This is a genomic window from Streptomyces sp. NBC_01390, from assembly GCF_045040105.1.
Classification (GTDB): domain Bacteria; phylum Actinomycetota; class Actinomycetes; order Streptomycetales; family Streptomycetaceae; genus Streptomyces.
In genome coordinates this window covers 3170276-3185714 of record NZ_CP109551.1, presented here as the reverse complement: position 1 = coordinate 3185714, position 15439 = coordinate 3170276, and the positions used below count along the sequence as shown (strand labels likewise).

14 protein-coding genes are annotated in these 15439 nt (G+C 71.0%); 11 read left to right on the top strand and 3 right to left on the bottom strand.

Annotated features, from left to right (window positions below):
* Positions 1–13 precede the first annotated feature (13 nt).
* A complete protein-coding gene (locus tag OG241_RS14215; RefSeq protein ID WP_405815692.1) occupies positions 14–856 on the bottom strand; it encodes a chitosanase in 843 nt (280 codons plus the stop codon).
* Positions 857–946: 90 nt separating this feature from the next.
* Here OG241_RS14215 and OG241_RS14210 point away from each other — a divergent pair, with 90 nt between their 5' ends.
* From OG241_RS14210 to OG241_RS14190, 5 genes are all read left to right on the top strand, one after another.
* The gene (locus tag OG241_RS14210) at positions 947–1666 is read left to right on the top strand and encodes a VWA domain-containing protein (protein ID WP_405815691.1); all 720 of its coding nucleotides are present in this window, start codon (positions 947–949) and stop codon (positions 1664–1666) included.
* 71 nt (positions 1667–1737) lie between these two features.
* On the top strand, positions 1738–2523 hold the full coding sequence (locus OG241_RS14205) for an SDR family oxidoreductase (protein ID WP_405815689.1): 786 nt from the start codon (positions 1738–1740) through the stop codon (positions 2521–2523).
* Positions 2524–2539: 16 nt separating this feature from the next.
* The gene (locus OG241_RS14200) at positions 2540–3154 is read left to right on the top strand and encodes a TetR/AcrR family transcriptional regulator (protein ID WP_319093626.1); all 615 of its coding nucleotides are present in this window, start codon (positions 2540–2542) and stop codon (positions 3152–3154) included.
* Between the two features lie 51 nt (positions 3155–3205).
* Entirely contained in the window at positions 3206–4363 is a 1158-nt protein-coding gene (locus OG241_RS14195; protein ID WP_405815688.1) for an acetyl-CoA C-acetyltransferase, read from the top strand.
* Positions 4364–4431: 68 nt separating this feature from the next.
* A complete protein-coding gene (locus OG241_RS14190) occupies positions 4432–5193 on the top strand; it encodes an SDR family oxidoreductase (protein WP_405815687.1) in 762 nt (253 codons plus the stop codon).
* Between the two features lie 15 nt (positions 5194–5208).
* Here OG241_RS14190 and OG241_RS14185 read toward each other — a convergent pair whose 3' ends face one another.
* Both OG241_RS14185 and OG241_RS14180 read right to left on the bottom strand, forming a co-directional pair.
* Positions 5209–5946, bottom strand: a complete 738-nt coding sequence (locus tag OG241_RS14185) for an ankyrin repeat domain-containing protein (RefSeq protein WP_405815686.1) — start codon at positions 5944–5946, stop codon at positions 5209–5211.
* Positions 5947–6021: 75 nt separating this feature from the next.
* On the bottom strand, positions 6022–6972 hold the full coding sequence (locus OG241_RS14180) for a hypothetical protein (RefSeq protein ID WP_405815685.1): 951 nt from the start codon (positions 6970–6972) through the stop codon (positions 6022–6024).
* A gap of 182 nt (positions 6973–7154) precedes the next feature.
* Here OG241_RS14180 and OG241_RS14175 point away from each other — a divergent pair, with 182 nt between their 5' ends.
* The 6 genes from OG241_RS14175 (at position 7155) to OG241_RS14150 (ending at position 15415) form a co-directional block, all read left to right on the top strand.
* Positions 7155–7949: a S1 family peptidase gene (locus OG241_RS14175; protein ID WP_405815684.1), complete on the top strand. Its 795-nt coding sequence runs from the start codon at positions 7155–7157 to the stop codon at positions 7947–7949.
* A 256-nt stretch (positions 7950–8205) separates the two neighbouring features.
* Complete coding sequence (locus tag OG241_RS14170; RefSeq protein WP_405815683.1) at positions 8206–9096, top strand: helix-turn-helix domain-containing protein; 891 nt, start codon at positions 8206–8208, stop codon at positions 9094–9096.
* Between the two features lie 87 nt (positions 9097–9183).
* Entirely contained in the window at positions 9184–9528 is a 345-nt protein-coding gene (locus OG241_RS14165) for a chorismate mutase (RefSeq protein WP_405815682.1), read from the top strand.
* A 302-nt stretch (positions 9529–9830) separates the two neighbouring features.
* Positions 9831–12338 (top strand): aminopeptidase N, encoded by a 2508-nt coding sequence (gene pepN / locus OG241_RS14160; protein ID WP_405815681.1) that lies wholly within the window; start codon positions 9831–9833, stop codon positions 12336–12338.
* Between the two features lie 228 nt (positions 12339–12566).
* Complete coding sequence (locus OG241_RS14155; protein ID WP_405815680.1) at positions 12567–13928, top strand: pyridoxal phosphate-dependent decarboxylase family protein; 1362 nt, start codon at positions 12567–12569, stop codon at positions 13926–13928.
* Positions 13928–15415 (top strand): lysine N(6)-hydroxylase/L-ornithine N(5)-oxygenase family protein, encoded by a 1488-nt coding sequence (locus tag OG241_RS14150; RefSeq protein ID WP_405815679.1) that lies wholly within the window; start codon positions 13928–13930, stop codon positions 15413–15415. The genes OG241_RS14155 and OG241_RS14150 overlap by 1 nt, the downstream gene beginning before the upstream one ends.
* Positions 15416–15439: the final 24 nt, after the last annotated feature.

The following is a 15439-nucleotide window of genomic DNA, read 5'->3' as shown; positions in this document are numbered from 1 at the left end:
GACTGGCATCACCTCACCGCGGCACTTTGTACGTGTCCCCGTACACCTTCCACTCCAGCGGTGTACGGAGGTCGAGGTTCCCCTCGTCGAGGAAGCGCCGTTGGGCCGTGTCCACGCGGCTGGTGTTCACGCCCGGCCTCTTGGTCAGCATCGCCGTGCGACGGGCGTCGAGAAACGCGCTCAGGTACGCCTTCTCGTCGCCGCCCTCCGCCGGACTGGCGGCCGCGCGCAGGGCGGCGGCGCGGATGCCGCCCATGCTGAACCGGTCGCTGCCCGGGCCGTGGTAGACCATCGCGTCGTAGTAGACGAACTGACCCAGCAGACCCAGCCCGTCGCGGACGGCGAGACGCAGCGCCGGTGCGAAGTAGCCGTTGTCCCGCTTCTCGTCCTGGGCGTCACGGAAGGCGGCGACCTTCGACTCCTGCTTCCAGGCCGCCGGGAACCCCGGATCCAGCCCCTTGTGCGAGTCCGTCCCGTCGACCTCGCGCAGCGCGGGCAGATAGGGCGCGAGAGCGTTGTCCGGGTGCTTCTTCGTGTAGTCCTCGACGAGGGTGAGCAGGTCGTGGGTGCCCGTGCAGAAACCGATGATGCCGGCCGTGTAGCCCTGCCCGTCGCCGATGTCCTCGACATAGCCGTACGCACTGCGCCAGTCGAGCGTCCCGTTCTCGGCGCTCGCCACGATCTGCTGGGCCAACTCCTTCTTCGCCGGATCGGCGAGCGTGACCTCCGCGTCCAGCGAGCCGGCTCCCACCCGCCTGACGTCGGGGCCCCGGGCGTCGTCCGACGCGACGGACAGACACGCGGTCACCGCCAGCAGCGGCGCAACGGCGAGGAGGAGAACGCCGGTTCGTTTCATGGGGCACAGGCTACGGGGGGTGCTCGCTCGTCCGGGTGACGTACTCTCATCATTTGCGTCAGTACGGCACATTCCGGTAAGGAGCCACGCGTGACCGCGATCAGTCTCACCAAGGTGGAGAAGAGCGCTCCCGCGCTGGTCAGCCTCTACAAGAGCGCCGGTGCGGCCGTGGACCGGCACGGGCTCGGCGGCGAGAGGGCCGCTGTGTATCTGGTGGTCGACTACTCCGGCTCGATGAAGCCCTACTACCAGGACGGCAGTGTGCAGGCGCTCGCCGACCGGGTGTTGGGGCTGGCCGCACACTTCGACGACGACGGGACGGTTCCCGTGGTCTTCTTCTCCACCGACGTCGACGCCGTTACCGCTATCGCTCTCGACGATCACGCGGGGAGCGTCGACCGGATCGTGGCCGGGCTAGGGCACATGGGCAAGACCAGCTATCACCTCGCCATGGACGCCGTCATCGACCACTACCTCGACAGCGGATCGACCGCCCCCGCGCTCGTCGTCTTCCAGACCGACGGTGGCCCGATCAACAAGGTCGCCGCCGAACGGTACGTGTGCAAGTCCGCGCGGCTGCCGCTGTTCTGGCAGTTCATCGGCTTCGGGGACGCCGGCAGCAAACAGTTCGACTTCCTGCGCAAGCTCGACGAACTGGCGGTGCCGCAGCGGCGGGTCGTCGACAACGCCGGTTTCTTCCACGCGGGTTCGGATCCGCGTGCCGTGTCCGACGACGAGTTGTACGACCGGCTGGTGGGCGAGTTCCCGAAGTGGCTGGTCGCCGCCCGGGCCGAGGGAATCGTCGGCTGACACGCGTACGGACTCTCTGCCCTGAGCGGAGCCCTCTTCCCTAACAAGTGTTTGGTAGGTACTATGGGTCCATGGGAGACGTCGACAGTCCGGCGTACGTACCCGGACATGGGCTGCTGAAGGGCCGCACCGCCGTGATCACGGCTGCGGCGGGCGCGGGGATCGGCGGGGCCACCGCCCGCCGGTTCCTGGAGGAGGGCGCGCGCGTGCTGATCAGCGACGCGCACGCGCGGCGGCTCAAGGAGTACGAGGAGGAGCTGGCCGGGGAGTTCGAGGGCATCGACTCGCTGCCCTGCGACGTCACCGACGAACACCAGGTGCGGGCTCTCTTCGACACGGCAGTGCGCGTGCACGGGCGCCTGGACATAGTCGTCAACAACGCCGGTCTCGGGGGTACTTCGACCCTCGTCGACATGACGGACGAACAGTGGTCGAAGGTGCTGGACGTGACGCTGGGCGGCACGTTCCGGTGCGTAAGGGCCGCGTTGCGGGCCTTTCGCGAGAGCGGCTCCGGAGGCGTGGTCGTCAACAACGCGTCCGTCGTCGGCTGGCGGGCCCAGGCCGGGCAGGCGCACTACGCCGCCGCGAAGGCGGGCGTGATGGCGCTGACCCGGAGCGCGGCGATCGAGGCCGCGGAGTACGGGGTCCGGGTCAACGCGGTGTCACCGAGCCTCGCCATGCATCCCCACCTCGTGAAAGTGACCACCCCCGAACTGCTGGCCGAACTGACGGCCCGTGAGGCCTTCGGGCGGTACGCGGAGCCCTGGGAGGTGGCCAACGTGATCGTGTTCCTGGCGTCCGGCTACTCCTCGTACCTGACCGGCGAGGTCGTCTCCGTCAGCAGCCAGCACCCCTAGGACCAACAATGGAACCGTGCCTCCTACGAAGAAGAAGCTCCAGGTGACCGCCGCGCCGGCCCGCCGCCGCGAACTCCTCGACACCGCCGCCGAGGTGTTCGCCGAACAGGGCTACAACGCCACCACCGTACGCAAGATCGCGGACCACGCCGGCATGCTCGCGGGCAGCCTCTATTACCACTTCGACTCCAAGGAATCGATGCTGGAGGAGATCCTGCGCACGTTCCTCGACGAGCTGTGGGCCGGGTACGACACCGTCCTGGACGCCGAGTCCGGGCCGCGCGAAACGCTGGAGGCCTTGGTCACCGAGTCGTTCCGGGAGATCGACCGGCACCGCGCCGCCGTCGCGATCTACCAGAAGGAGTCCAGACAACTTGTCGCGCAGGAGCGGTTCGCGTTCCTCGCCGACTCGCAGCGCAGGTTCGAGAAAGCATGGCTTTCCACGCTGGAACGCGGAGTCGCCGCCGACGTCTTCCGCGCGGACCTCGACATCCGCCTCACCTACCGCTTCGTGCGCGACACCGTGTGGGTCGCCGCGTCCTGGTACCGGCCCGGCGGACAGCACAGCCCGGAGGAGATCGCCCGCCAGTACCTGTCGATGGTGCTGGACGGGATCGCGGTACGTGAGTAGTCGTATGTGAAGAGCCGTATGTGAACAGCCCTTTTACGTGAGGGAGTTGCCATGGCCGAGGCCTATGTCGTCGAAGCGGTCCGTACGCCCGTCGGGCGGCGCGGAGGTGGTCTGAGCGGTGTCCATCCGGCGGACCTGGGCGCGCACGCGCTGACGGCGCTCATGACGCGGGCCGGGGTGGACCCGGCCGCCGTGGAGGACGTCGTCTTCGGGTGCCTGGACACGGTGGGGCCGCAGGCCGGTGACATCGCCCGCACCTCCTGGCTGGCCGCCGGACTGCCCGAGGAGGTGCCGGGCGTGACCGTCGACCGGCAGTGCGGCTCCTCCCAGCAGGCCGTGCACTTCGCCGCGCAGGCGGTGCTGTCCGGCACCCAGGACCTGGTCGTCGCGGGCGGCGTCCAGAACATGTCGATGATCCCGATCGCCTTCGCCTCCCGCCAGGCGGCCCTGCCCCTGGGGCTCACGGAGGGCCCCTTCGCGGGCAGCGCGGGCTGGCGGGCGCGGTACGGTGAACGACCGGTGAACCAGTTCGCCGGCGCCGAGATGATCGCCGCCAAGTGGGGCATCAGCAGGCAGGACCAGGAGGAGTACGCGCTGCGCTCGCACGAGCGGGCGGTGCGGGCCATCGACGAGGGGCGGTTCGCCCGCGAGACCGTGGCCTACGAGACGGTGACGGTCGACGAGGGCCCGCGTCGGGACACCTCGCTGGCGAAGATGGCCGGGCTGAAGCCCGTCATCGACGGCGGCACCATCACCGCCGCGGTCTCCTCCCAGGTGTCCGACGGCGCTGCCGCGATGCTGATCGCCTCCGAGCGGGCGGTCCGCGAACACGGGCTGCGGCCCCGGGCTCGCATCCACCATCTGTCCGTGCGGGGCGAGGACCCGATCCGGATGCTGACGGCGCCGATCCCGGCCACCGCTCACGCCCTCAAGAAGACCGGCCTGTCCATCGACGACATCGACCTCGTCGAGATCAACGAGGCCTTCGCCCCGGTCGTCCTGGCCTGGCTGAAGGAGACGGGCGCCGATCCGGCCAGGGTCAACGTCAACGGTGGCGCGATAGCCCTCGGTCACCCCCTCGGCGCGACCGGCGTCAAGCTGATGACGACACTGCTGCACGAACTGGAGCGTACGGGCGGGCGGTTCGGCCTCCAGACGATGTGCGAGGGCGGGGGACAGGCGAACGTCACGATCATCGAACGGCTTTGAACAGCCCGGCGGACAGGGCGGTGAACGGCACTGGAGACGGCGTTGGGGACAGTAATGGGGACGGAGCGGTGAACGACACCGTGGGTGGTCGGCTGCGCGGGCGGGTCGCCCTTGTCACCGGCGGCACCCGCGGAGTCGGCGCGGGTATCGCCCGAGCCCTCGTCGAGGCGGGTGCGGAGGTGCTGGTCTGCGCCCGCCGACCGCCTGAAGTGCCTTTGCCCGGCGTGGAGTTCAGGGCTGTCGACCTGCGGGACCGGACGGCCGTGTTCGACTTCGTCGGGGGGCTGCCCCGCCTCGACGTCCTCGTCAACAACGTGGGGGGCAGTCCCTATCGGCCGCTGGGCGAGGGTGATGTCGAGCGGCACGCCCGGGTCGTCGAGCTGAACCTGATCACGCCGCTCACCGTCTCCCTCGCCGCGTACGAGCACCTGAAACGGGCCCGGGGATCCGTCGTGATGATCGGCAGCGTCAGCGGGAGCCGTCCCTCGCCCGGGACCGCCGCGTACGGCGCCGCGAAGGCGGGGCTGGAGCACCTCGCCCGTTCGATGGCCGTGGAGTGGGCCCCCGACGTACGGGTCAACACCCTCGTCGTCGGCATGGTCCGCACCGAACTGTCCCATCTGCACTACGGCGGCAGCGACGGCCTCGACGCCGTCGCCCGCACGGTCCCGGCGGGCCGTCTGGCCGACCCGGCCGACATCGGCGCCGCCGCGGTGTTCCTCGCCTCCGACGACGCGGCGTACATCAGCGGGGCGAGTCTGCTGATGCACGGCGGCGGAGAACGGCCGGCGTTCCTCGACGCGGCCACGGCGAACAAGGGCGGTGGATGAGGGCACACCCACACCTCATCCCACCCCCAGCACTTCTTCCAGCACCGTCACGATCTCCGCGTGCCCGGTGCCCTGATCCGCGCCCGCCACCACGTTTCCGTCCCGCACCAGCTCCACGGCCACCCCCTCCGCCCACCGCCGTGTCACGTACTCCCCGCCGAAGCCATGCGCTCGCCCCAGCCCCGCCCGAAGCTCCGACGCCACGTCCAGCCGCGTCCACCGGCGGGCCTCCGTCAGCGCCTGAGCCCTCGACCCGGCACCGTGCGCCAGCAGGGCCCGTACGCAGGCGGGGGAGCCCCGGCGGGCGGCCGTGACCAGTGGGGGCTCGCCGGTGGGGCCGGGGCGGTCCGGGTCGGCGCCTGCTGCCAGCAGGGCCACGGACACCGTCGCGTGACCGCATCGCAGTGCCCAGTGCAGGGCCGTGAAACCGAACGCCTCCACCGCGTCGGGCTCGGCGCCCGAAGCCAGCAGTGCGCGAACGACCTCGGTGTGCCCGCCGCAGGCCGCCCCGCACAGCGGAAGGTCCGAGCCCGCGCTCAGCCGGTCGGGCGCGGCACCGGCGGACAGCAGCAGCCGTACGATGCCGGGCGCGTCGCTCACCGCCGCCACGTACAGGGCGGTCTGCCCGTCCTCGTCCACCGTTTCCGGGCTCACCCCGAGGCGCAGCAGCCGTACGACCGCGTCCTCGTCACCTTCGTACACCGCGGTGAAGAGATCACGCTCTCTGCTGTTCGGAGGTTCCTGCCCGCTCATACCTTCCGACCTTCGCTCCCGAAGGGCCGGAGAGGCAAAGGGTTTCGGGGTGAAATGCCCCACGCCTCCCTGTCGTCAGGTGTCGCACTCCAGCACCGTCCGGCACACCCCGCACCGCGCCCGCACCTGCCCCCGTACCGGCACCCTGATGCGCTGGTGGCAGGTCGGGCAGGGGAACGAGACCCGCAGCAGCGGACCGTGGTCGCCGGGGGAGGCGGGGGAGCCGTAGGAACCGGAGGAATCGGGGGAGCCGGGAGTGAAGCTGTACGGGACACCGGCCGGCCGCGATGCGTCCGGCGCGTGCTGGTCCTGGGCGTGGCGGCGGTCGCGGGCGTAGCGGCGGCGGCCCGCCCAGCCCGCCGCCGTCAGCGGAGGCTGGCGCGCGTCGTGGCGGGCCAGCTCCAGGCCCGCCGTGTACGCCGTGTACGCCTGCGGGCTGGTGAACCAGATCGCCGGGTCCTCGTCGAACACCAGCGCACGCTTGGCCAGGACGTACCCGAACTCCTCCGGGGTGAGATAGCCGAGCTTCTGCGAGGAGGTCGAGTCCTCGCGGAACGCGTCGAGGAGGAGCCAGCCCGCGCCCAGATACGCCGCCGCCGTGTCCGTGAGGATCTCGTTGTCGCGCGTCCCGGGGAAGGACAGGTCGAGGCGGTGCAGATAGACGTGCATCACCTCGTGCGCGAGGGCCGCGCCGATGTCCCTGCGATGGGTGCGGAAACGGTCGTTCAGCTCGATGAAGTACTCGGGCCCTGCCGCCAGTTCGACGTTCGCCGCGTGGGTCATCTCGCGGAAGCCGACAATCATGCGTGCGTCCGGGAGCCGGTAGTGACGCACCATCTCGCGGGCCACGCGCTGCGCGCCCAGATGCAGGTCGTCGGTGTCGCAGAAGGCCACGTCGACCGGGGCCACACTCGTCGCGAAGGTTTGGACGGTGTCGTACGAAAGCCTTTTGTAGAGCGCGTTGATCGCGGCCCGCACCGTCTCCAGGTGTGGGTAGCCGTGCTCGACCGGTCCGCCGTTCGCCACGTCGGGTACCCCCAAGACGCCCTGAACTGACTTCCACTCTACGTGCCGGGGAGCTCTCGGTAAGAGCGGATTTCCCACCGTCCGGTTCCGCCGTGGGCACGTGACATCCGCCCTTGTTTCACGCCGCCCCGATCTTCATACTTGCGTTCTTTGTCGTCACCCCCCCCACGAAAGGACGTACGTTGACCCACACCTCGTCGGTCGGAAGAGGTTTCTCCCTGGTCAAGCGAGCCGCGGCGGTCGGTGCCGCGGCCCTCACGATCGCGAGCCTCCAGCCGCTCGCCGCACAGGCCGCGCCTGCGCCCGTCGTAGGAGGAACGCCCGCCGCACAGAGCGAGTTCCCGTGGCTGGTGCACCTCTCGATGGGCTGCGGCGGCGCGCTCTACAAGAAGGACGTCGTCCTGACCGCCGCGCACTGCGTGGACGGCTCCGGCGCCAACACCGGCATCACCGTCACCGCGGGGGTCGCCGACCTGAACGCCTCGGGGGCGATCAAGGTCAAGTCGACCAAGGTCCGCCAGGCGCCGGGTTACGACGGCAACGGCAAGGACTGGGCGCTCATCAAGCTCGCCCGGCCGATCAACAAGCCCACGCTGAAGACAGCCACGACCACCCGGTACAACCGCGGCACGTTCACCATCGCGGGCTGGGGCGACACCACGGAGAACGCCGGCACCGGCACGACCAAGCTCCTGAAGGCCACCGTCCCCTACGTCAGTGACGCCGGCTGCAAGCTGCACTACGGCAAGCGGCTCGTGCCCGGCGACGAACTGTGCGCGGGCAAGCTGGAGGGCGGCGTCGACACCTGCCAGGGCGACTCCGGCGGGCCCATGTTCCGCAAGGACGACACCGGCGCCTGGATCCAGGTCGGCATCGTCAGCTGGGGCGACGGCTGCGCGCGGCCGGGCGTACCCGGCGTCTACTCCCAGGTGTCCACGTTCGCGAAGGACATAGCCCGGGCGGCGTCCGCGCTGTAGGGCCCCGACTCCGGCGGGGCCGCACGGCCTCGCCGGAAACACGGGCACGCGCGCGTGTGCGGGGGTGCCGGCGCCGGCACGCGCGGTTCACTCCCGGCCCGGCTCCACGGAGCTCAGGGCAGGGACCGACCGTGCGTCTGGCGGCGGACCGCGTCCATGGACGAAGATCAGCAGCAGCGCCAGTCGGACCGGGATCTCGACGGCTCTCGACCGTCGGTCGGAAAGGACGATCACGGCACAGGCGGGAGGAACGCGGATGTACCGCACCTGGATGCGCTTCTTCAGCCCCTCGCCCGCCCACCACCGACTCGGCCTCGTCTGCCTCGGCGTCGGCCTCCAGCACGGCGCCCTACCCACCGTCGGTCCGCGCGTCCTCGACCACCACGTGGCCGTCGTCGTCAGCAGTGGTCGGGGCTGGTTCCAGGGCACCGACGGACACCGCCGGCCCGTCACCGCGCCCACCCTCATCTGGCTCACCCCCGGCACCGCCCACCACTACGGGCCCGACCCCGACACCGGCTGGGACGAGGCGTTCGTCGACTTCACCGGGCCCGCCACCGCCACGTACGCCGAACTCGGCTACATCGAGCCGGAGCGGCCCCTCGTGCCCCTCACCGACGCCGGGCCCGCCCGGGCGGTGATCGGGCGCATGGCCCGCGCCGCACGCCGCGACAACCCCGTCCTGGAGGTCGAGACGGCCGCCGCCGTCCACGAACTGCTCGTCGCCCTGCGCCGCACCCGCGCCGATCTCGCCCCCGACGGCGACCAGGTCCTCGCAGCCCTCGCCCGTGACGCCTGCCGCCCCCTGACCGTCGCCGAACACGCCGCCCGGCACGGCATGACCCCCGCGGAACTGCGCACCGCGGTACGACGCGGCGCCGGATGCAGCCCCAAGGACTACCTCCTCGGCATCCGACTCGGCCGCGCCAAGGAACTCCTCGCCGCCACCGAACTGCCCGTCGCCGCCGTCGCCCGGCGCGTCGGCTACGACGACCCCGCGTACTTCTCCCGCCTCTTCACCCGCCGCGTCGGCATGGCCCCCGTCCACTTCCGCGCCCAACAGGGACGCACGGTTCCCGGCGGCTGGAGCGACCGCGTGCCCGACCCCGCCGACCCACCGACGATCGAACACCCGTACACCGGGTAACGCCGAGATCCCGCCGACCTCACCCACCCCGCCAAACCCCGACGCCCCACAAGGCCGCCCGGACCGCGCCACGTAATGTGGACGCCCATGACCACCAGCAACAACCGTGAAGTCGACCCCGCGATCCGCGCGGAACTGGGCCGGCTGCGCGAGAGCATCGACAACATCGACGCCGCCGTCGTCCACATGCTCGCCGAGCGCTTCAAGTGCACCCAGCAGGTCGGCCACCTCAAAGCGGCGCACCAACTGCCGCCCGCCGACCCGAACCGCGAGGCCCAGCAGATCGCCCGGCTGCGCCGCCTGGCCGAAAACGCCAACCTCGACCCCGCGTTCGCCGAGAAACTCCTCAACTTCATCATCGCCGAGGTGATCAGACACCACGAGCGCATCGCCGACGACGCCCAGAACGGCGGGAAACCACCGGTGAATTGACCTCCGGGGCGTGACAGCCGGGCACCCGCGGAGGCATGTTGCGCTGCGCACTCCACGCGCACTCGTAGTCAACTGACGAGCACTGCGCGTCAGCTTCACGGGCGCACCCTCTGTCGTCCACACGGGAGGGGACGTCGGGCCATGCCGCCGGAAGCCTCATCGTCGACTACCACGAGGTCACCCTGTACGCCCTGGAGGGCGGCGCCTGAGGCCCTACCAGGGGCGGGGGCGCGCGCACGGACAAAGGCCGTGTACCGATCCGCCCCTGTGCCCTGTCAGCGGCATCAGGCAGCATGTCCTCCATGTCCGTACTGACGCGCGACGAAGCGCAAGCCCGTGCCACCCTCCTGGACGTCCACCGGTACACGGTCGAACTCGACCTCACCACCGGGGACGACACCTTCGACTCCCGCACCGTGATCCGCTTCGCGGTGACGGCGGGCCACAGCGGCGCGGACACGTTCGTCGAGGTCAGGCCCGCCGAGCTGCGCTCCGCCACCCTCGACGGGCACCCCCTGGACACCGACGCCCTCACCGACGGCCGACTGCCCCTGAAGGACCTCGCCGAAGGCGAGCACGAACTGCGCGTGGACGCCGCGATGCGCTACTCCCGCACCGGCGAGGGCATGCACCGCTTCACCGACCCCGTCGACGACGAGACCTACCTCTACACCCAGATGTCCCTGGAGGACGCGGCAGCCGTCTTCGCCAACTTCAACCAGCCCGACCTCAAGGCCGTCTTCGAGTTCACCGTGCGCGCCCCCGAGGGCTGGACCGTCCTCGCCAACGGCATCACCACCGAAACCGCCGACGGCCTCTGGCAGGCCGCCCCCACCCCCCGCATCTCCACCTACCTCGTCGCCGTCGCCGCCGGCCCCTGGCACTCCGTCCGCAGCGAACACCGCGGCCTCCCCTTCGGCCTCCACTGCCGCCGCTCCCTCGCCCCCCACCTCGACACCGACGCCGACGAACTCCTCGCCATCACGCGCGCGTGCTACGACCGCTACCACGAGAAGTTCGAGGAGCCCTACCCCTTCGACTCCTACGACCAGGCGTTCGTCCCCGAGTTCAACTTCGGCGCCATGGAGAACCCCGGCCTCGTCACCTTCCGCGACGAGTTCGTCTACCGCTCCGCCGTCACCGACACCGAACGCCAGACCCGCGCCATGGTCATCGCCCACGAGATGGCCCACATGTGGTTCGGCGACCTCGTCACCCTCCAATGGTGGGACGACATCTGGCTGAACGAGTCCTTCGCCGAGTACATGGGCTACCAGACCCTCACCGAAGCCACCCGCTACACGGACACCTGGACCGACTTCGGCGTCTCCCGCAAAGCCTGGGGCTACGACGCCGACCAGCGCCCCTCCACCCACCCCGTCGCCCCCGAGGCCGTCGACGACACCGCCGCCGCCCTCGTCAACTTCGACGGCATCTCCTACGCCAAGGGCGCCTCCGCCCTGCGTCAACTCGTCGCCTGGCTCGGCGAGAAGGACTTCCTCACCGGCATCAACACCCACTTCGCCCGGCACAAGTTCGGCAACGCCACCCTCGCCGACTTCATCGACTCCCTCGCCGCCGCCACCGAACGCGACGTCCACGCCTGGGCCGACGCCTGGCTGCGCACCACCGGCGTCGACACCCTCACCCCCCGCCTCACCAACGGCGACGCCGGCGTCTGCACCCTCAGCGTCCGCCACGACGGCACCCGCCCCCACCGCGTCGCCGTCGGCCTCTACGACCACGACGTCGCCGGGGACGGCACCCTCGCCCTGCGCGAGCGCCTCGACGTCGACGTCCCCCAGGACGCCCCGCAGCCCATCGGCAAGCGCCCCGCGCTCCTCCTCGTCAACGACGGCGACCTGACGTACGCCAAGGTCCGTTTCGACCCCGAGTCCTTCAAGACCGTCCGCACCGCCCTCTCCGGCCTCCCCGACCCGCTCACCCGCGCGGTCGTCTGGAACGCCCTGCGCGACGCCGTACGCGACGGCCAACTCCCGCCCGCCGAGTACCTGGAGACCGTCCGCGCCCACCTCCCGCGCGAAACGGACCTCGCCCTCGTCCAAGGCGTCCTCACCTTCGCCTCGACCGTCGTCGCCGACCGCTACCTGCCCCCGCAGGAACGCCCCGCCGCGCTCGCCGCCCTCGCCGCCCTGTGCCGCGACCTCATCCGCCGCACCGAGGACGGCGACCACCCCGGCCTGCGCCTCATCGCCGTACGCCACTTCATCGCCGTCGCCGCCCACCCCGACACCATCGCCGCCTGGCTCGCCGACGGCACCGTCCCCGGCGGCCCCGAACTCGACCCCGAACTGCGCTGGCGCGTCCTGGCCCGGCTCGCGGTACTCGGCGCCACCGACGAGGCGGCCATCGACGCCGAACTCGCCCGCGACCCCAGCGCCGCCGGCCAGGAAGGCGCCGCCCGCTGCCGGGCCGCCCTGCCCGACCCCGAGACCAAACTCCGGGCCTGGGAACAGATGTTCAGCTCCGACGCGCTCTCCAACTACCTCTTCGTCGCCACCGCCCAGGGCTTCTGGCAGCCCGAACAGGCCGACCTCACCGAGGAGTACGTCAAGCGGTACTGGACCGACGCGGTCGCCGTCGCCGCCCGCCGCGGCCCCGCCATCGCCGACGCCGCCGGCCGCTGGGCCTTCCCGGCCCACTCCGTCACCCCCGACACCCTCCGCCTCGGCGAAGAGTGCCTGCGAGACGACGCCCCGATACCGGGCCTGCGCCGCAAACTCGTCGACCAGCTCGACGACCTCGGCCGCGCACTGCGCGTACGGGAAGGGGCACAGGAAGGGGCGTAACGCCCCTACGGAGCCCGGAACAGGTACGCGGGGTGGGGATCCGCGTACGGGTAACTCGTAGACGCACAGGAGCACGTGTGGGGCCCGGGGACCCCCCCTGCCCCACACACCCTCCCCACGGCAAGCCCCGTACCCCCTTTCGGGTTCCGATCGTTGGTCTTCCCGGGCGCGTCGCCCCAGCCCCGTCCAAGCTGGAACTCCCCAGCCACGCGCCCCGGGAGGACCACCATGCGTACGCCGCCCCTCGCCTCCGGCGCCGAAGGCCCCGACGCCCTGCGGCCGTTGCTCGAAACGGTCCTCGGTGCCCTCGCGGACGGCGGAGACGCGCGCGGCGGCCCCCTCCCGGCCGGCGGACCGGCGACCGTCGCCAGACAGGTACGTGACGCCGTCGGCGACGTACTGCCCGACAAGGGCGACGACAACGCCCTCTACGACCTCGTACGCGCCCTCGCCGAAGGCGCCGCCGACCCCGCACACCCCCACTGCGCCGCCCATCTGCACTGCCCACCGCTCGCCGTCGCCACCGCCGCCGACCTCGCCGTCAGCGCCCTCAACCCGTCCCTCGACTCCTGGGACCAGGCCCCGGCCGCCTCCGAACTGGAAACCCTCGTCACCCGTGCCCTCGCCGCCGAGACCGGCGCCGCCGACGCCCTCGTCACCACCGGCGGCACCGAGTCCAACCAACTCGCCCTGCTCCTCGCCCGCGAGACACACCCCGGCGTCCGCCTCCTGTACGGCGCCAACGCCCACCACTCCCTGCCCCGCGCCGCCTGGCTCCTCGGACTCCCCGAACCCGTCACCGTCCCCGCCCCCGCCGGCACCCTCGACCCGGCCGCCCTCGACGAGGCACTCACCGAACTGTCAGGCCCCCGCGGCTCGGTCCTCGTCGCCGCCACCGCCGGAACCACCGACGCCGGACTCATCGACCCACTGCCCCAGATCGCCGCCCTCTGCGCAGCCCACGGCGCCCGGCTCCACATCGACGCCGCCTACGGCGGCGGACTCCTCTTCAGCGGGCCCCACCGCACCAAACTGACCGGCCTCGAACACGCCGACACCGTCACCCTCGACCTGCACAAACTCGGCTGGCAACCCGTCGCCGCAGGCCTCCTCACCGTCAAGAACCCCCACGACCTGACGGCACTCGCCCACCGCGCCGACTACCTCAACGCCGACGACGACACCGAAGCAGGCCTCCCCGACCTCCTCGGCCGCTCCCCGCGCACCACCCGGCGCCCCGACATCCTCAAGATCGCCGTCACCCTCAAAACCCTCGGCCGCGAAGGCCTCGGCGCCCTCGTCGACCAGGTCTGCGCACACGCCCACGAACTCGCCCGACTCGTCGACACCCACCCCGGCTTCGAACTCCACGACACGCCCACCATCAGCACCGTCCTCTTCCGGCCCGCCGGGGCATCCGACGACACCGTCGCCGCCGTACGCCGAAAACTCCTCCACGACGGACGCGCCGTCCTCGGCCGCGCCCACCTCGACGGCCGCCTCTGGCTCAAAGTCACCCTCCTCAACCCCCACACGCGGCCCGACGACCTGGCCGCACTTCTGAAGCTGGTTGAAGGAAACACCCCCTGATGACACCCCCCACACCCCCCACGCACGCCGAAAACCCCGCCGCATCCGCACCCACCCCCGACACCCCCCACGACCTCGTCGGCATCGGCATCGGCCCCTGCAACCTCTCCCTCGCCGCGCTCGCCCACCCCCTCACCGGCCTCGACACCGTCTTCTACGAACAGCACCCCCGCTTCGACTGGCACCCCGGACTCCTCCTCGACGACGCGACCATCCAAGTCCCCTTCCTCGCCGACCTGGTGACCCTCGCCGACCCCGCCAGCCCCTGGTCCTTCCTCAGCTACCTCAAGAGCCGCGACCGGCTCTTCCCGTTCTACTTCGCCGAGCGCTTCCACATCCGACGCGCCGAATACGACGCCTACTGCCGCTGGGTCAGCGAGAACCTGCCCCGACTCCACTTCGGACACCAGGTCGACGCCGTCCGCTGGAACCCCGAACGAGACGTGTTCGAAGTCGACTTCACCCAACTCGACGCCGACGGAGAAGCCGAAGCCCTCGGCCGGACCTACACAAAGAACGTCGTCCTCGGCATCGGCAGCGAGCCCTACATCCCCGAACCCCTCAAACCCCTCGTCGAAGCCCCCACCGTCCCCGTCCTGCACGCCGCCGACTACCTCGCCCACCGCGAACGGCTCCTCACCGCCGAACACGTCACCGTCATCGGCTCAGGCCAGACCGGCGCCGAGATCTTCCTCGACCTCCTGCGCCACCGCCCCACCGGACGCGACAAAATCCACTGGCTCGGACGCACCGAGGCCTTCGCCCCCATGGAGTACTCCAAACTCGGCCTCGAACACTTCACCCCCGACCACACCCGCTACTTCCACGCCCTCGCCGAACCCGTACGCGACCGCCTCGTCGCCACCCAATGGCAACTTCACAAAGGCATCGGCGCCGACACCATCGCCGCCATCCACGACGAGCTCTACCACCGCACCCTCCACGGCGGCTGGCCCGAAGCCGTCCTCACACCCGGCGTCCACGTCCGCACCGCCGGCCGCGTCGCCACCACCAAAGTCGAACTCCACCTCGAACACACCCAGCAGGGCACCCGCTCCCGCCTCACCACCGACGCCGTCGTCCTCGCCACCGGCTACCGCGACCGCCCCCTCGACCGAGTCCTCGCCGGACTCGACCCCTACCTCCGCCGCGACAACTCCGAACGCCCCCGCATCGACGAACAGTTCAGACTCGTCCTCGACCCCGCCATCACCGCCACCGGCAGCCACGTCTACGTCCAGAACGCCGAACTCCACACCCACGGCGTCGGCACCCCCGACCTCGGACTCGTCGCCTGGCGCAGCGCCGCCATCCTCAACTCCCTCACCGGTGAAACCCCCTACCCCCAGCCCACCAGAACCGCCTTCACCACCTTCGGCCTCGACCAGCCACTGCCCGCCGTCCCGACACCCCGCCAGAGCCAGGAACGAGACAAACACGAAAAGGGCCAGCACCATGTGCTGACCCCCCTCGTGGACGGAATCTGAGACACCCCGCCGCTCACCGAAACC